The organism is Capnocytophaga sp. oral taxon 338 str. F0234, assembly GCF_000192225.1.
Lineage (GTDB): Bacteria > Bacteroidota > Bacteroidia > Flavobacteriales > Flavobacteriaceae > Capnocytophaga.
In genome coordinates this window covers 956,597-974,320 of record NZ_GL872413.1, presented here as the reverse complement: position 1 = coordinate 974,320, position 17,724 = coordinate 956,597, and the positions used below count along the sequence as shown (strand labels likewise).

General features: G+C 36.8%; 17 protein-coding genes. 11 read left to right on the top strand and 6 right to left on the bottom strand.

Translation table 11 applies throughout. The annotated features are described in order from the left end of the window. The first annotated feature begins 10 nt into the window (after positions 1–10). From HMPREF9071_RS04500 to HMPREF9071_RS04480, 6 genes are all read left to right on the top strand, one after another. Complete coding sequence (locus tag HMPREF9071_RS04500) at positions 11–985, top strand: deoxyhypusine synthase family protein (RefSeq protein WP_009745394.1); 975 nt, start codon at positions 11–13, stop codon at positions 983–985. 112 nt (positions 986–1,097) lie between these two features. After that, a complete protein-coding gene (ctlX, locus tag HMPREF9071_RS04495; RefSeq protein ID WP_009745393.1) occupies positions 1,098–2,039 on the top strand; it encodes a citrulline utilization hydrolase CtlX in 942 nt (313 codons plus the stop codon). Between the two features lie 83 nt (positions 2,040–2,122). Continuing rightward, positions 2,123–2,872, top strand: a complete 750-nt coding sequence (locus HMPREF9071_RS04490) for an enoyl-CoA hydratase/isomerase family protein (RefSeq protein ID WP_009745392.1) — start codon at positions 2,123–2,125, stop codon at positions 2,870–2,872. After that, positions 2,869–3,042: a hypothetical protein gene (locus tag HMPREF9071_RS12220; protein ID WP_009745391.1), complete on the top strand. Its 174-nt coding sequence runs from the start codon at positions 2,869–2,871 to the stop codon at positions 3,040–3,042. Before HMPREF9071_RS04490 ends, HMPREF9071_RS12220 begins: the two co-directional genes overlap by 4 nt. 7 nt (positions 3,043–3,049) lie before the next feature. Beyond that, complete coding sequence (gene alr / locus HMPREF9071_RS04485; RefSeq protein ID WP_009745390.1) at positions 3,050–4,156, top strand: alanine racemase; 1,107 nt, start codon at positions 3,050–3,052, stop codon at positions 4,154–4,156. Between the two features lie 352 nt (positions 4,157–4,508). Continuing rightward, positions 4,509–5,744, top strand: coding sequence for a leucine-rich repeat protein (locus HMPREF9071_RS04480; RefSeq protein ID WP_009745389.1), 1,236 nt, complete (start codon positions 4,509–4,511; stop codon positions 5,742–5,744). A gap of 47 nt (positions 5,745–5,791) precedes the next feature. Here HMPREF9071_RS04480 and HMPREF9071_RS04475 read toward each other — a convergent pair whose 3' ends face one another. The 6 genes from HMPREF9071_RS04475 to HMPREF9071_RS04450 are packed head-to-tail and all read right to left on the bottom strand — an operon-like array spanning position 5,792 to position 10,778. After that, the gene (locus HMPREF9071_RS04475; RefSeq protein ID WP_009745388.1) at positions 5,792–6,391 is read right to left on the bottom strand and encodes a phosphatase PAP2 family protein; all 600 of its coding nucleotides are present in this window, start codon (positions 6,389–6,391) and stop codon (positions 5,792–5,794) included. Further along, on the bottom strand, positions 6,373–7,116 hold the full coding sequence (locus HMPREF9071_RS04470; RefSeq protein WP_009745387.1) for an SDR family oxidoreductase: 744 nt from the start codon (positions 7,114–7,116) through the stop codon (positions 6,373–6,375). Before HMPREF9071_RS04470 ends, HMPREF9071_RS04475 begins: the two co-directional genes overlap by 19 nt. Next, positions 7,113–8,153, bottom strand: a complete 1,041-nt coding sequence (locus HMPREF9071_RS04465) for a patatin-like phospholipase family protein (protein WP_009745386.1) — start codon at positions 8,151–8,153, stop codon at positions 7,113–7,115. Before HMPREF9071_RS04465 ends, HMPREF9071_RS04470 begins: the two co-directional genes overlap by 4 nt. Then, positions 8,141–8,917: a phosphatidate cytidylyltransferase gene (locus tag HMPREF9071_RS04460; RefSeq protein WP_009745385.1), complete on the bottom strand. Its 777-nt coding sequence runs from the start codon at positions 8,915–8,917 to the stop codon at positions 8,141–8,143. Before HMPREF9071_RS04460 ends, HMPREF9071_RS04465 begins: the two co-directional genes overlap by 13 nt. Further along, entirely contained in the window at positions 8,904–9,509 is a 606-nt protein-coding gene (locus HMPREF9071_RS04455; RefSeq protein ID WP_009745384.1) for a CDP-alcohol phosphatidyltransferase family protein, read from the bottom strand. Before HMPREF9071_RS04455 ends, HMPREF9071_RS04460 begins: the two co-directional genes overlap by 14 nt. 18 nt (positions 9,510–9,527) lie before the next feature. Next, positions 9,528–10,778, bottom strand: coding sequence for an FtsX-like permease family protein (locus HMPREF9071_RS04450; protein WP_009745383.1), 1,251 nt, complete (start codon positions 10,776–10,778; stop codon positions 9,528–9,530). Between the two features lie 20 nt (positions 10,779–10,798). On the opposite strand from HMPREF9071_RS04450, the gene HMPREF9071_RS04445 reads away from it, so the two are divergent. The 5 genes from HMPREF9071_RS04445 to HMPREF9071_RS04425 all read left to right on the top strand — a co-directional run bounded on the left by HMPREF9071_RS04445 (position 10,799) and on the right by HMPREF9071_RS04425 (position 17,680). Continuing rightward, positions 10,799–12,016, top strand: a complete 1,218-nt coding sequence (locus HMPREF9071_RS04445) for an exo-beta-N-acetylmuramidase NamZ domain-containing protein (RefSeq protein WP_009745382.1) — start codon at positions 10,799–10,801, stop codon at positions 12,014–12,016. A 183-nt stretch (positions 12,017–12,199) separates the two neighbouring features. Beyond that, positions 12,200–13,234, top strand: a complete 1,035-nt coding sequence (lpxD, locus tag HMPREF9071_RS04440) for a UDP-3-O-(3-hydroxymyristoyl)glucosamine N-acyltransferase (protein ID WP_009745381.1) — start codon at positions 12,200–12,202, stop codon at positions 13,232–13,234. Between the two features lie 37 nt (positions 13,235–13,271). Further along, a complete protein-coding gene (locus HMPREF9071_RS04435) occupies positions 13,272–14,669 on the top strand; it encodes a bifunctional UDP-3-O-[3-hydroxymyristoyl] N-acetylglucosamine deacetylase/3-hydroxyacyl-ACP dehydratase (protein WP_009745380.1) in 1,398 nt (465 codons plus the stop codon). A 3-nt stretch (positions 14,670–14,672) separates the two neighbouring features. Next, complete coding sequence (gene lpxA / locus HMPREF9071_RS04430) at positions 14,673–15,482, top strand: acyl-ACP--UDP-N-acetylglucosamine O-acyltransferase (protein WP_009745379.1); 810 nt, start codon at positions 14,673–14,675, stop codon at positions 15,480–15,482. 194 nt (positions 15,483–15,676) lie between these two features. Further along, positions 15,677–17,680 carry a M3 family metallopeptidase gene (locus HMPREF9071_RS04425; RefSeq protein ID WP_009745378.1) on the top strand — a complete coding sequence of 668 codons (2,004 nt, stop codon included), beginning with the start codon at positions 15,677–15,679 and terminating at the stop codon, positions 17,678–17,680. The last annotated feature ends 44 nt before the right edge of the window (positions 17,681–17,724 follow it).

Below are 17,724 nucleotides of genomic sequence, written 5' to 3'. Positions count from 1 at the left end.
TACTTAAAAGATGAATAAAGGACCTATTTCTCAATTTATTGAGAAGAATTTTTTACACTTCAATGCAGCTACATTAGTAGATGCTGCCAAAGGCTATGAATTGCACTTGCAAAAAGGAGGAAAAATGCTTGTTGCCCTTGCAGGAGCTATGAGTACAGCTGAATTAGGTATTTCCTTAGCTGAAATGATTCGTCAAGGAAAGATAGATATCATTTCCTGTACAGGAGCTAACCTTGAGGAAGATGTAATGAACCTTGTAGCTCATTCACATTACAAGCGAGTACCGCATTATAGAGACCTTACTCCTGAACAAGAAAGAGAACTTTTAGACAACCATTACAATCGTGTAACGGATACTTGTATTCCAGAAGAGGAAGCCTTTCGGCGCTTACAAAAACACTTAGAAGAAGTTTGGCATAGGGCTGAGAAAGAAGGAAAACGCTATTTTCCTCACGAATTTCTCTATCAGGTAGTACGATCAGGGGTCTTGGAACAATATTATGAAATAGACCCTAAGAATTCTTGGATACTTGCTGCTGCCGAGAAAAATTTGCCTATTGTATGCCCAGGATGGGAGGATTCCACTACTGGAAATATCTTTACTGCTAACGTCATAAAAGGGAATTTAAAAGCCTCTACAGTTAAGACAGGCGTTGAATATATGATATATCTCACTGAGTGGTACAAAAAGAATGCCACAGGAGAGGGAGTAGGTTTCTTCCAAATAGGAGGAGGTATTGCGGGTGATTTTCCTATCTGTGTAGTACCTATGATGTATCAAGATTTAGAATGGGAGGATGTACCTTTTTGGTCATATTTCTGTCAAATATCCGATTCTACCACAAGTTATGGTTCTTATTCAGGTGCAGTACCTAATGAAAAAATAACTTGGGGCAAATTAGATATAGATACTCCGAGATTCATTGTTGAATCCGATGCTACTATTGTTGCTCCTCTCATATTTGCTTATCTTCTTGGACAATAAGAATGATATTATTGGAAACTTTGCCAAAAATATTTTTGGCAAAGTTTTTTATAAAAATTTGGATAGTAAAGAAAAATGATGTACTTTTGGCATAGAATTTAATCTAACAAAAATGAAAAAACAAATCACCGATACTGTTTTAATGATACGTCCTATCCGTTTCCGAACGAATGAAGAAACCATTGTAAATAATTATTTTCAAAAAGGAATTAATATTACTAATGAAAAAATCAACTATAGGGCACAAGAAGAATTTGACACTCTTGTTAAGAAACTAAAAGCTGTGGGGGTAAATGTAATTCAAGTAGATGATATCTATGATCAAGATACGCCAGACTCTATTTTTCCTAATAATTGGATAAGTTTTCATAATACTGCAGATGTAGCTATTTATCCAATGTTCGCAGAGAACAGACGCAGAGAACGTAGAGAGGATATTTTAGATATTGTAGAAGATGCTGGTTTCCATATAGAGAACATCTTTGATTACACTTCTGCTGAGAAGGAAGGACTTTTTTTAGAAGGTACAGGAGCTATGGTCTTGGATAGAATTCATCGTAAAGCTTATTGTGCACTTTCTCCAAGAGCTAATGAAGAGTTGTTCATTGAGTTCTGTGAGGATTTCGAATACACTCCAGTCATCTTTAAAGCATTCCAAAAAACTGAAGGAAAACTCAAACCTATCTATCACACGAATGTGATGATGGCTTTGGGAAATACTTTTGCTATTATCTGTCCCGATGTTATTGAGGATAAAAATGAGCGAAAAAACGTACTAAATCATCTCAAAGAGGATAAAAAAGAAATTATTACTATTAGTAATGAACAAGTAGACTATTTTGTAGGGAATATGCTGCAAGTAAAAGGAAAAGATAGCACCTATCTGGTAATGAGCAAAACTGCTTACAATGCACTCACTCCTCAGCAAATAACCACTATAGAAAAACATACAAAAATCCTCTATAGTGATTTATCAACTATAGAGATATGTGGTGGTGGAAGTGCCCGTTGTATGCTTGCTGAAATATTCTTACCTAAAATAGATATTCCTTAGACATTTCTTGATTTTATCTTTTGTAAGTAATAAACAATGAATTTATTATAGATAAGTTAACTATAAAATGACCTTCTACCAAAATGAACTACGTATATACAACTATTGAAGAAAGTGTTGCCACTATAGAATTCTCCAGTGAGCAAGCTAATGCTCTCTCTATAGATTTACTCCACCGTTTGGTTAAGGAGCTTAATAATTTGTCAGTTGATAAGTCTGTAAAAATTATCTTGCTTAAAAGTGCAGGCGAGAAAACCTTCTGCGCAGGTGCCTCTTTTTATGAATTAGTAAAGGTAGATTCTTTAGAAAGTGGTAAAATTTTCTTTAGTGGATTTGCAAGCGTACTTAATGCCATCCGTAATTGTTCAAAACCTATCATTGGAAGAGCTCAGGGAAAAGCCGTTGGCGGAGGGATAGGTATCCTTGCTACATGTGATTATGTGTTTGCTACAGAGCAAGCTAGTATTCGCCTACCAGAATTAAGTATTGGAATAGGTCCCTTTGTTATTGCTCCTGCTATTGAGAGAAAAATGGGGGTAAATGCACTCTCTGAACTTTCTTTTACTCCTAATCAATGGAAAAATGCTTATTGGGCAAAAGAAAAAGGACTTTATGCACGTGTATTTGAGAATATCCCTGAAATGGATAAAGAAATTGGGTACTTTGTACAGGATCTCACTTCTTATCCTTTAGACGCTCTTATGGAAATCAAGAAGATTCTTTGGAAAGATACTCCCTCATGGGGATCTCTACTTTTTGATAATGCTCAAATATCCGGAAAATTAGCTCTGTCTGAATATACTAAAGATAAATTAAAATCAAAAAATAAATGATTTCTCTTTCTTTACAACAAAATATAAGTGAGATACAAGAAAAAATAGCTAATGCTCCTGATAATATGTATGCCATTGGAGTACTCATAGGGAGCCTTTTGCCTTTTGTCGTATTGGTCATTTTAGGGTATCTCTTATATTCATATATAAAAAATAAAAAACAATCTTAATAAAAAAATGTCAGTACAAGAAACTACTTTGGAGATTCGATTAGATAACCTCCAACACAATGTACTTCAACTTAAAAAATATTTAAAAGCTGATACACAATTTTTGGCTGTAGTTAAAGCCAATTCCTATGGAAATAGTTCTATTGCCATTGCTAAATATTTAGAAAAGAAAAACTTAGCCGACTATTTCGCAGTTGCCTTTACCAGTGAAGGTATAGAATTGCGCAAGGCAGGAGTTACTAAACCTATTCTTATTTTTCATCCTCAACTAATAGATTTTGAGGATATTATTCATTATAACTTAGAACCTACTTTGTATTCTAAAAGACTCATTATCCATTTTATTGATTTTGCTAAGAAAAAAAATCTATATGAATATCCTTTTCATATAAAATGTAATTCAGGAATGAATCGTTTAGGTTTTTCTGTGGAAGAAATAGATGACATTTGTGAAATTATCAAAAAGCAAAATAATATAAAAGTAAAGACAGCTTTCTCTCATTTATTAGCTTCTGAAGACCTTGAGGCACGGTCTTTCATGGAGAAGCAGATCTCTATCTTCAAGGATTTTCAGAAGAAATTAGAAACGCATTTTTCCCATAAGATTATTTATCACAATTGTAATACTTCAGGCATACTGAACTATCCTGAAGCACATTTTGATATGGTAAGAAGTGGAATAGGTATGTATGGATTTGCTAATGATACCCGTCTACAGAAGGATTTTAAACCTATAACTATCCTAAAAAGTATTATCTCTCAGATACATCATATTCAAGCAGGAGACTATGTAGGATATAATTTTGGTTTCCAAGCCCCTAAAGCGATGAAAATAGCCACCATTTCGGTAGGTCATGCTGATGGGTTGAACCGTATTTATGGTAAAGGAGTAGGTTTTGTCTTTATCAAGGACAAGAAATGCCCTATTGTGGGAAATGTATGTATGGACATGATTATGACTGATATCACAGGACTGGACTGTGATGAAGGTGATGAAGTTATTATCTTTGATGAACGACATACTAGTGAAACTTTAGCCGAAACAGCACAGACCATTTCCTACGAACTTGTTACTTCTCTTTCTCGTAGGATAAAGAGAATATTCATAGAGTAAAAATCTATACATGATTATATGATATATAAATTCGGTGTAAGCAGTTGCCATTGCTTATACCGAATTCTTTTTCATTATTACAAAAAGCAGTAAGAATTATATTCTCTCATAAATTTTTGAGCCATATAAGTTGACACAAGAACAATCCATTATCAACCAAACACATTGATAATCAATATTTTTTAATAGAACTCAAAAAATAAAATATAAAATAATTATATAAAAAATTATTTATTATAAGAATTTTAAAAGAAATATAGAATATTTACCAATTATTTCTTAACTTTGTATCCTCTAAGAGAATTTACTTTATTATTAAAACATACTTTATCTAAATCTAATTATCACAGCTATGAAAAATTTAGTTTTTGCAGCAGTTTGTATTTTAGTGGCTATCAGTTGCCAGAAAGAAACCGTTATTGAACGAGTAGAGGTACAGAAAGGAAGTATTATTCACTCAGGGAAAGGAAGTCCAAGTAATACTATAGGTAATATAGGAGATTACTATTTAGATCTCGTTTCTTCTCAACTATATGGAGCCAAAACAGCCCAAGGTTGGGGATCTCCTATCAATTTAAAAGGTTCACAGGGAGACAAAGGAGAACCTGGCACTAAAGGGGAGAAAGGAGAACCTGGTGCTAAAGGTGAGAAAGGAGAAAAAGGTACCAAAGGAGAAAAGGGAGAACCTGGTGCTAAAGGTGAGAAAGGAGAAAAAGGTGCCAAAGGAGAAAAGGGAGAGCCTGGTGCTAAAGGTGAGAAAGGAGAAAAAGGTACCAAAGGAGAAAAGGGAGAGCCTGGTGCTAAAGGTGAGAAAGGAGAAAAAGGTACCAAAGGAGAAAAGGGAGAGCCTGGTGCTAAAGGAGAAAAAGGGAAAGATGGAGAACAAAAAGAACAACAAGGTGGCGCCAGACTATATTCCGGAAAAGACGCTCCCAATAATAAAATAGGTCAAGAAGGAGATTTTTATATTGATATTCTCAATAAAAGGCTTTATGGACCTAAAACTAACAAAGGTTGGAATGCCGATTTTTTGAATCTAAATTCCGAAGAAAGAGATACTGATTACACACTAAGTGATGATAAGAAAAGCCTACTTAAATGGGATAATACTAAGGCAAAAAAAATAAACATGAATACAATTCCTGAACTAAGAGCTGTAGAAAAAATAGCTGCTGACTGTTTCGGAGAATGTAAAAGTTTAGAATCAATAATTATAGGAGAAAACATACGAGAGATTGAAGCACAGGCTTTTAAAGAAAATTCTAAATTAAAAAGAATTCTTTTGAACGAAAGGCTTGAAAAAGTTAATGCTGAAGCTTTTTATAATTGCGCTATTGAAACCATCACACTTCCAAAATCTGTCAATATTATTTTCAGAGATGCTTTTTCTTATTGCTCTAACCTGAAAACAATCACTATCCTTGCTCAAGAACCTCCCTCAATAGAAGGAATTAGTTTGGATGAAGAAGGAATTTTTAAAGATTGTCCTTCTTTAGAGACTATTTATGTTCCTGCTAATAAGATAATAAATTATAAAGATGCACCCATTTGGGAGAAATATAAGGAAAAAATAAAAGCTATTGAATAACCTCTATTCATAAAATAATTCTAAGAGGTACTTCCTATTCTAAAGAATTACCTCTTTATTATCAAAAAACTAAGTATTGCCAGTAAGGCTCCTGAGAATATATCTATCAAATGATGTTGATACACCAATAATGTAGAAAGTATGAGCATAAGCAGCCATAAAAATAAGAAATATTTTTTTATTCCTGTAAAATATTTTTTTCCTTCTTGCCAAAAAATCAATGCAAAAGCTACATGTAAAGAGGGTGCTTGATTAAAGGGGGTATCTATTTTTTTGAGTTCCTCAAAAAAAATACGAAAGAGAGGAACATTCACTGATGGTTTTTCAAAAGAAAAGTGTAAAGGGAAGAGCAAATAACATCCTCCTGCCACTAAAATAATAAAAAGTATTCTGTAAGTAAGTATTCTTAATTGTTCCTCATTTCTTACCCAAAAAAACACCCAAATAAAGAAGATTCCACTACTCATATAAGGAAATATAAAGAGAGGGACAAAAGGAATTTCTTTTTCAAAAAAGAAAGTAATAGAGGGTACATACGAGAGTCTTCCTGTATAAGTCCCACAAAAACTATATACTATAAGAAAGACAACACTACAGAGAATTAATGCTATAATCCTATGACGAAAAGTTAGTTGTTTTGCATCCATTTGGCTTTTCTATACATAAATAGTGATAACAAAGGTTTGGGCAAAGAGGAAAGCAGTCGCATAAGCCACTTCATACGAGTAGGAAATAAGTGTAACGCTTTCTTTTGGGCAATAGCCTCACTAATTTCAACCACAGCTCTAGCCTCACTAACCAAAAAAGGCTTTTTAGAAAGGTTGTTTTGGTTTAGCTCGTATAGCTTTTGAGTAGCTACATATCCTGGAGCAATAGCAGTGATATGAATGTCTAATGGACGTAGAGCACGGCTATAGGCATCGGCTATTTGCAATACACTGCGCTTGGTTTTGGTATATAGGCTAGACTGAGGATAGTCCAAAATCCCTGAGATAGAAGCTAGTAGAGCAATCTGTCCACCGCTACAGGCCATAAGTTCACGTCCTATCTCTAAGGTATTGATAGCACCTATGATATTGGTTTGTAGCATCATTACCGCATCATTGTAGGAAATCTCCTCTACCACATCTTCAGCATAGCTACCAGCGCAATTGATAAGCAGGGATAAGGTACCAGTACCCACAAACTGACGTATAGTACTAGCTAACAGTTCTTTATCTATGACATTGACCTTATATTTCTCAAAAGGTGATTCGCAGGTGAGTTTCCTGAGGTCTCTGCCACAGATCCCTACACGATGACCGTTTTGTTGATAGAAGTAGGCCAAGGCAAGACCTATTCCTGAGGTGCCGCCTATAATAAATACATTCATGCGCTAAAAGTGTTAAGAATAGTTTGATAACCATAGTCCCATTGCTGGTCTATCTGTTGTTGGTATGTTGGGTAGTTTTTGGGAAAGCGAATATTTATACTAAAGCGTTTCCAATCCATATATTTTTCAGAATAAAAACCTTTTAGAGAGGTAATTGCCCCACGTGTATCTACCCATTGAGCAGAATAAGATGCCACAGAAGCTAACCGCTCATTGCCACTAAAGCCTAAGACGGCACGTACCAAAGCCTCTTCGGTAGGGGAATAGATCTGTTTTTGCTCGGCAATCACCTGTGTTGAAAGAGTATCAGCCAATTCCATGGGTATCAGATCAATAGCTCCACCTGCGTAATATGCTCCTTGATAAGCAACAGGCGGCACATAAAACATATCTGAGATGGAAATACGGGCAGCCTTGAGCATAGACATTTCGGTATTGAGTAGCATGTCAGGGGCTACTGCTGAATGAATATAGTTTGATTCGGTATGCTGTATGCCAGAAAGCGGTATCTTTTGAGCGGTACTGAAGTCGGTAAAGAGCACTTCCTGGTAGAGCTTTCGCTCACTCCTGGGTTTGCCACACTCATGAGGTGCAAATAGCATCTTTGCTCCTATGATAATAGTAGGCAAAGTAGCTGAAAAAGATATCTCAGCCAAAGAAGGGAGTAGTGCAGAAAGGTCTTGAGACATTTCTACCAAATAACGCTGGTATACGTCTTCTACAAAAGGTGCTCGACGCCTATCATATCGCTTTTGCAGTGCTAAAAGTCCTAAGTGATGTAGCTTACAATAAGGAGTAAGAGACAGACTTTGGATAAAGCAGTAAAACTCCTTTGACTGCAGATAGGCTTTGCGTTCTCTGTCAGTAGGAAAAGCATTGATTATCAAAGCAGCAAAGGCACCTCCGCAGGAGGCAATCAGTAGCTCTGGAGTTTTGCCAATAGCACACAACGCGGCATACATACCGTTATAGAGAGCAAAGCGGGTACCCCCTCCTGAGAAGAGCAGACTGCGGAAAAAAGGCTTCATCGTATCCATAGGTAAAACCAAATACAATTGAACAATAGGCTATCTATACGGTCTAAGAGCCCACCATGACCGGGAATAAGGGTACTTGTGTCTTTTACCCCTACCCGTCGCTTGAAGTAGGAAAAACATACATCTCCCCAGAAGCCGAGGAAGCTAAGGGTTAGTCCTAACAATGCTAAAGTGTGCAGTGCAATAGGAAGATCTAATAAGCGACCTAAGCCCATACTTAGTAGCGGCGTGAGTAGTAGTCCTCCTACAAAACCTTCTATGGTCTTATTAGGGCTTGTCTTGGGTAAGATCTTTCGATTGCCTAAACTCTTGCCTGTGAGGTATTGGAAGATATCATTAAGTTCGGTTACCACCACCAAGAAAATCACCCACTGTACCCCTTGTGGCTCCATACGTAAGAAAGTCAAATGAGGATAGGCTACTAAAACGATTAGCAAGGAAAGAGGCAAACCTAAGGGTATTTTCCGTAGACAAAGGCTCAGGATAAGGGTTACCCCTACTAAGGTACAAACACCTATCATGTAGGCGGAGTAGTTGGGACAGCCCCATAGTAAGAGTCCTTGTAGCAAGGGAATGGCAATACGCCAATAGGTAGAATTGAAGCCAAAAAGTCTGCCCAGTTCCGTAAGGGCTTGGAAGCTCACCCATAAGGTAAAGAGGCACATGGCATAAGGGTGGAAAATAGCCACTGCAAAAACGCAGATAATCACTCCCCAACTTCTGATGCGAAGAGGCACATCGGCATATTTGTTATGGAGTGCCATAAAAACCTTTTTTTAAGCGAATAAAAGTACTTACAAGAAGTAAGACGATTACTATGGCAAAAATTACCTGGGAATAAGCATGTATCTCCACTCCTAAGTAGGCTAATAGTCCATAGATACCCATCAGCAGCGCACGATCGCTCTTGCCCATAGGACCCTCGTAGCGTCTTTGTCCCCCTAATACCTTGCCCATAATACCAGCATACTCATTGAGCACACTAAGTACGATAAAAGTCACCACTAAGTAAAGGCTCTTGGGGTGGTATTTTAACAAAGGGAAGGAGATAAACACATCAGAGAGCACATCACCCACCTCGTTAAGAATTTCCCCCAGACGGGTAGTTTGTCCAAACTCTCGCGCCATCATTCCGTCAAGAGCATTGAGCACCATCCTAATCAATAGCCCTATTGGCAGCACCAAATAGAAAAGAGGTATCACCGATGCCTCCCAAAAGAGGATACCAATCCCCAAGGAAAACATAATTGCTACTATGGTAATCTGGTTAGCCGTAACTTTCCTTTTGTATAACCATACCAACAGAGGGTGTAATAGCTGCTGAAATTTAGGTTTTAGCTTATAAACAGAAATCATATATAATACATTATTAGGTTATTCAAATTTCATAGCTTTAATAGGAGAGATCTTACTCACTATATAAGAAGGGATCAAAAGCATCAAAAGACAAATAACAAGGATTCCTATATTGAGCACTACAACATAACTTACGTGCAAATATATAGGTACTTCTGAAACATAATAAATAGAAGGATCAAGTTTCAGTGGAGAAAAATAGTATTGAATAAGAAGCAAAACCATACCTATTATATTTCCCCAGAATAATCCTAAACCAATAAGATAAGCAGCATTATATAGAAATATCTTACGGATATTCCAATTAGTTGCCCCAAGAGCCTTGAGGATACCAATCATAGGAGTACGCTCTAATATTAGGACTAAAATAGCAGTAATCATATTTACCCCACCTACAATTACCATAATACTAATAATAATAATAATATTAAGATCAAAAGTATGAAACCAATCAAAAATAGTAGGATACTTCTGTGCAATAGTTTGTGAATCATACTCTGCTGGAATATGATTATAAACATACTCTCCCACAGAGGACATTTGATCAAAATCTTTAATAAAGACTTCAAAAAGTCCCGTCTGATTAGAAGTCCATTTATTTATTTTTTGTAATTGACGAATATCCACTAAAATATAAGTTTCATCAAATTGTTGAAAGCCAGAAGAATATATCCCTACTATTCTAAAATTTCGTTGATTAGGGATACTTATATTATCCTCACGAAGAAAAAAAGTATTACAGATATCCCCCACTGAAAGTTCTAATCGATTCGCTAAGTATTCAGATATAAGCACCTCATTACTAATGGTATCTAATGAAAAATTAGGGAGTTTTCCTTTCTTTAGATATTCTTTCATATATTGCCAATCAAAATCCTTCCCTACCCCCTTGGCTATAATACCCTCAAATGTTTTCTCTGTACGAATAATTCCCCCTTTTGTAATTACCGATTGGATATGAAGTACTTTTTTCTCTTCCTGATTAAAAAAATGAGGATCCCTATAGAAATCTTCCTCCGTAGAAATGGGAATTATTGAAACTTCCGATCGATTAGTGTCATAATTAAAAATCTGGATATGCCCATTAAGTGATGCTATCTTCTGCCGAATACGCTCCTGTAAGCCTCGTCCTGTAGCTATAGCAATAAGTATCATCACCACCCCTAGAGCGATGGCACTAATAGCAATTTTGATAATTGGAGAAGAAATATTACTTTTGTTCCCCGAATCTCTCACAAGACGATTAGCAATAAAAAATTCAAGATTCAAAATAAAAAACGCAATTTAGAATGAGCAAAATTACACTTTTTTTATTATTTATAAGCATTTTTGGACGACTTTCTTCACAAAATATTTCTATTAAGAAATATGAGTATGTAGGTACAGGGGCAAGCCAATATTACCAATATCTGCCTATGCTTACAGGGAAACGTGTAGGAGTTGTTACCAACCACACAAGTATCATCCAGAAAATAATTTATCAAAAAGATAGTATTATAACTACTCAAAATGAGCACTTAGTAGATTTTCTCTTGTCTAAAAAAATACATATTACTAAGGTTTTCGCCCCTGAACATGGGTTTCGTGGCACTGCTGATGCTGGAGAAGTAATTAAAGATGATATTGACCCTAAAACAAAACTCCCTATCATTTCCCTATATGGGAAAAACAAAAAGCCTTCCAAAGAACAACTCAAAGGAATTGAAGTTATGCTCTTTGACCTACAAGATGTAGGAGCACGCTTTTATACTTATATCTCTACTCTACATTACATTATGGAGGCTTGTGCAGAAAACTATATTCCTCTGGTAATCCTTGATCGTCCTAATCCTAATGGCTATTATATTGATGGAGCTGTGTTAGAAAATTCCTATAAAAGTTTTGTAGGTATGCATCCTGTTCCTGTGGTTTATGGTATGACTATTGCCGAATATGCCCAAATGATTAATGGAGAAAAATGGCTAAAGAATGGGATCCATTGCAATATAAAAATTATTCCATTAAGAAGTTATGATAGAAACGCTATCTACCCATTACCAGTTCCTCCCTCACCTAATCTCCCCAATATAACAGCTGTAAATCTTTACCCCAGTTTATGCTTTTTTGAAGGTACAAATGTTAGTATGGGGAGAGGTACTCAGTGGCAATTTCAAATATATGGTTCTCCTTACTTAGAGAAAACTGCTTTTACTTTTGTTCCTCATCCAAACACAGGAGATAGAAATCCAAAATATAATGGGAAAACCTGTTATGGGGAAGACCTCAGTCATACCCCTACCCTGTCCTCCCTGAATCTTTCTTGGCTTATCAAGGCATTCCATCAAACTTCAGAAGTAAAGATAAATTTTTTTAACCCCTTGTTTGATAAATTAGCAGGTAATAAAAATTTGCGAGAACAACTTCTACAACATAAAAGCGAAAAAGAAATAAAAGCAAACTGGCAAAAGGAACTAGAAACTTTTAAAAAAATAAGGAGGAAATATCTCCTATATCCGTCTGATTTTTAAATATATAAAATATTTTTCTATTTTAGCATTTTTTTAAAATCAAAAAATGTGAAGAAATTTATATAAAAAATACATGTTATATAAATTATATTTTTTATTTTTGTGCCATAAAAAGAGCCTCTTTTCAGTGAGGAAATATTTTCTCTATGAGTAGGAGTCTCTTTTATAAGAACTTAAGTTTTTATGTTACATAAAATTAAAGCAAGCCAAATTGCCCAAATACTTAATGGAACTCTCGTTGGTAATCCTGAGGTAGAAGTGTATAAGCTTTCCAAAATAGAGGAAGGATGCCAAGGAGCTATTACTTTTCTATCTAATCCAAAATATCGGCACTTCATATATACTACAGAGGCTTCCGTGGTGATTGTAAAAGATGACTTTCATCCTGAACATAAGATCAAATCAACCCTCATTAGAGTTCCTGATCCTTATTCTGCTTTTACTCAGTTACTTGAATATTATAATCAGATACGGATTGCTACAAAAATAGGTATAGAAAATCCTGTATTTATTGATCCTTCTACCTCCTTAGGAGAAAATTTGTACATAGGGGCTTTTACCCATATTGGAGCACATTGCAAAATAGGGAACAATGTAAAAATATATTCTAATGTCAACATTGGCGATAATGTGACCATCGCTGATAACACTATTATCTTCAGTGCAGTAACTATTTGTGCAGATTCTCTTATAGGAAAGGACTGTATTCTTCATTCAGGTGCGGTAATTGGTGCAGATGGTTTTGGTTTTGCTCCTCAGGAAGATGGTACCTATAAAAAGATTCCTCAAATAGGGAATGTGGTGTTGGAGGACAATGTAGAAATAGGTGCTAATGCCACTATAGACCGTGCTACCATGGGTTCTACTCTTATCCGCAAAGGTGTAAAAATAGACAATCTAGTACAAATTGCTCACAATGTAGAGATAGGAGAAAATACAGTCATAGCTTCACAGACTGGAGTAGCGGGTTCTAGTAAGATTGGTTCCCATTGTGTAATAGGTGGTCAGGTAGGTATTGCTGGGCATTTTACTATTGGTAATAATGTTAGGATTCAGGCTCAATCAGGTATTGGGCGCAATGTAAAGGATAATGAAGCCATACAAGGATCTCCCGCATTTACTTATATGAATTACAATAAATCTTATGTAGTATTTAGGAAACTACCTGAATTACTCAAAAGAATTGATGAATTGGAAAAGAAACTTGACGAAAAATAGTATACATTAAAATTACGTAATTTAAAATATATATCTTGTGAAACAACATACATTAGCCAGCCCTATTACTTTACAAGGAAAAGGGCTACACACTGGAAAAGATGTAACACTAACTCTTAAACCTGCCCCTGTAGATACAGGATATGTATTTGTGCGGGTAGATTTGGAGGGAAATCCTGTTATAGAAGCCGATGCAAATTATGTAATCAGTACTGAACGAGGTACTGTTCTGGAAAAAAAAGGTGTAAAAATACAAACATGTGAGCATATTCTTGCTTCATTAGTAGGAATGAACTTAGATAATGTTATCATTGAATTAAATGCTCCTGAACCTCCTATTATGGATGGCTCTGCTAAATATTTTGTGGAGGCTATTGAAAAAGTAGGTATCATAGCACAAGAGGCAGAACGTAATGAATACATTGTTCGTGAGGTCATTTCTTACAGAAACGAAGAAACAGGCTCTGAAATTACTATTATCCCTGCTGAAGAATACCAGGTTACCACCATGGTGGATTTTGGTACTAAAATATTAGGTACTCAAAATGCCTATATGAACAATATTTCTGAATTCAAAAATGAAATAGCTAGTGCTCGCACCTTCAGCTTTTTACATGAATTAGAGATTCTTCTAGACAAAGGACTCATAAAAGGAGGAGATCTTAACAATGCTATCATCTATGTAGATAAAGAGCCCTCCTTTGAAACAATGGAAAAGCTTAAGAAAGTATTTAACCGAGATAATGTTACTGTAAAACCTAATGGTGTACTGGATAACATCACTCTCCACTACTCCAATGAAGCAGCACGTCATAAACTTTTGGACGTAGTAGGAGACCTAGCTCTTGTAGGAGTTCATATCCGTGGAAAAGTAATAGCTAACAAACCAGGACATTTTACTAATACACAGTTCGCTAAGAAACTCTCAAAAATCATCGCCAATGAACGCAAAAATGATATTCCTAAAGTGGATATTAACCAAGTTCCTCTGATTGATACCGTGGGTATTATGAAGCTCCTTCCCCACCGTCCCCCTATGCTTTTGGTGGATAAAGTATTTGAACTTTCTGACAAGCATGTAATTGCTACCAAGAACATAACTATGAATGAGCCTTTCTTTGTTGGTCATTTTCCTGGAGCTCCTGTAATGCCTGGTGTTCTACAAATAGAAGCCATGGCACAGGCTGGGGGTGTACTAATTCTCAGTACTGTACCCGACCCTGAAAACTACTTGACTTACTTTATGAAGATTGACAATGTCAAATTCAAAAATCCTGTACTTCCTGGCGATACTCTTATCTTCAAGTTAGAACTGCTCACTCCTATCCGTAGAGGTATTTGTCACATGCAAGGCTATGCTTATGCAAATGGCAAATTAGTAACCGAAGGAGAACTTATGGCTAAAATAGTAAAAAGAGACGATAATCAACAATAACTTATGATGTATCCCTTAGTCAATATACACCCCGAAGCCAAAATTGCTCAAAATGTAGTAGTGGAGCCTTTTACTACTATATGTAAGAATGTAGAAATAGGAGAAGGCACTTGGATAGGACCTAATGTAACTATCATGGAAGGGGCTCGTATAGGAAAAAATTGTAAAATTTTTCCTGGTGCAGTCATCTCAGCAATTCCCCAAGACCTCAAGTACAAAGGGGAAGAAACCACTACCCTTATTGGGAACAACACCACTATTCGAGAGTGTGTTACGATTAACAAAGGAACAGTGGATCGTATGCGTACTGTTGTGGGTAATAATTGTCTTATTATGGCCTACTCCCACATCGCACATGATTGTATTGTTGGGGACAATTGCATTTTCTCCAATGGTACCACCCTCGCGGGGCATGTTACTGTGGGTGATTGTGCCGTGATGGCAGGTATGACGGCTGTATATCAGTTCTGCTCTATCGGAAGCTATGCTTTTGTTACTGGGGGCTCCTTAGTAGGTAAAGATGTTCCTCCGTATGTCAAAGCCGCCCGTAACCCACTCTCTTATGTAGGAGTCAACTCTATTGGGCTACACCGTCGAGGCTTCTCCACCGAAAAAATTCGTGAAATTCAGAATATCTATCGTGTTCTCTTCCAAAAGAAACTCAGCACTTCTCACGCCTTAGATTATATAGAAGCTGAAATGGAAGCTACTTTAGAAAGAGATGAAATCTTACAATTTGTTCGTAAATCCCAGCACGGTATTATGAAGGGTTATGCAGGTATTACTCCTGATGATAATGAGGAGAATTTTTAGTCCTAAGATTTAAAGTTTTTTACTTTTCATTGCTGACAACCAACAACTATTAAATAACTATTTTTTACTTAAGAGATGTAAATTATTGCATCTCTATTTTCTTATCTCTGCATAATTTCTTTATTCTTAAAGTTCTCTTGCCAAAAAGAATTTATAGCTTAACACAAGAAACTCAAAACTAAAAAGTCACTGTTATGTTTGATACTATTTATGAATCTGCGCCCTTTTCGCGCTTTGCTCCTACCGACTATCTACCAGCCATCCAAAAAACTATTGCCAAAAACCTCAAAGAAATCGATACTATTGCTCATAATCCAGAAGTGCCTACCTATATGAATACAATACAGCCTTTGGCTTATGTGGGATTAGAACTCGACCGACTTACGGCGATGTTCTTCAACTTGAACAGTGCCGAAACTAACGAAACCCTGCAAGCAGAAGCTCAACGCATCTCGCCTCTGCTCACCGATTACAGCAACGATATCCGTTTGAACGAAGCACTTTTTAAACGTGTTGAAGCAGTTTACAAAACCCGCAATTACCTTTCCGCTTCACCAGAACAACATACTCTACTTGAAAAGACTTACAAGAGTTTTACTCGCAATGGTGCAAATTTATCATCGAATGATAAAGAGCATTTGCGCAGAATTGACAAGGAATTAGCGCGCCTCAAACTGAAGTTTTCAGAAAATGTATTGGCTGAAACACAGCATTACCAATGGGTGATTACCCATAAAGAAGAGCTCAGCGGTCTGCCCGACTTTGTATTAGAGATGCTCGCTACCGAAGCAAAAAAACGTCATAAAGAAGGCTGGGTGATTACCCTCGACCTGCCTGTCTATACCGCCGTGATGAAATATGCTAATAACCGTGAGTTGCGCCGTAAACTTTTTATTGACTATCATAGCCGTTGTGCAGGTGATAGTGCTTATAATAACGAAGCCAATGTGTTGCGTATCGCTGAGTTACGTGCCCAACGCGCCTCACTATTGGGTTATCCCGATTATGCCTCTTTGGTATTAGAAGAGCGTATGGCAGAAACATCAGAAAAGGTAATGGATTTCTTGAATAAACTTTTAGCTAAAGCCAAACCGCAAGCAATCAAAGAATTAGAAGAGCTAAAAGCCTTTTCAGGACTTGATGACTTTCAGCAATGGGATTTTGCTTATTATGCCGAAAAATTGAAACAACAGCGCTATCAAATAGATGATTCTCTATTAAAACCCTACTTATCTTTGGATAAAGCAGTGGAAGGAATGTTTGCAGTAGCACATAAGCTCTACGGTTTGCACTTCACCCTTACCGATGAGGTAGAAAAGTATCACCCCGAAGTACAAACCTACAAAGTAACCGATGATAAAGGAGATTATCTCGCCCTTTTCTACACCGATTTCTTTCCACGTACAGGCAAACGCAATGGTGCGTGGATGACCTCTTACAAAGAGCAATACACTGATACTGAGGGGAAGGATTCGCGTCCACATATTTCCATAGTGTGTAACTTCACGCGCCCTACTGCTTCGGCTCCTTCCTTGCTCACCTTCAACGAACTGACAACTCTCTTTCACGAGTTTGGGCACGCTCTTCACGGTATGCTTTCTAAGGTTACGTATCCTTCTCTAAGCGGTACTAATGTAGCCCGCGACTTTGTAGAACTTCCCAGTCAGCTGATGGAAAATTGGTGTTATGAAGAAGAAACCTTGCGCCTTTTTGCAACACATTATCAAACAGGTGAGCCTTTACCCATAGAATGGGTACAGAAAATAAAAGAAGCCGGTGTTTTTATGGAAGGACTTTTAAGTGTGCGTCAGTTAAATTTCGGATTCTTAGATATGACGTGGCATACCTACCCTCATTTGGAACGCCTTGAAGATGTTCGTACTTTCGAACAAACAGTTACCAAAGAAACCCAACTCTATCCAACTGTGGAAGCGATGTGTATTTCGCCCGCCTTTTCACATATTTTTAGTGGAGGCTATAGCGCAGGATATTATAGTTACAAATGGTCGGAAGTGCTAGATGCTGATGCTTTTGAAGTCTTTAAAGAAGCAGGTATTTTTAATACTGAGGTAGCTACTCGTTTCCGCAGAGAAGTACTCAGCAAAGGTAGTAGTGAGAAGGAAATGACCCTTTACAAACGCTTTCGTGGAAAAGAGCCTACCCCCGATGCCCTTATCCGAAGAGCCTTTGGAGAGTGAAAAGAGGTTCCCTTTTCGGACAGCCTCAACTAATGCATTAATAC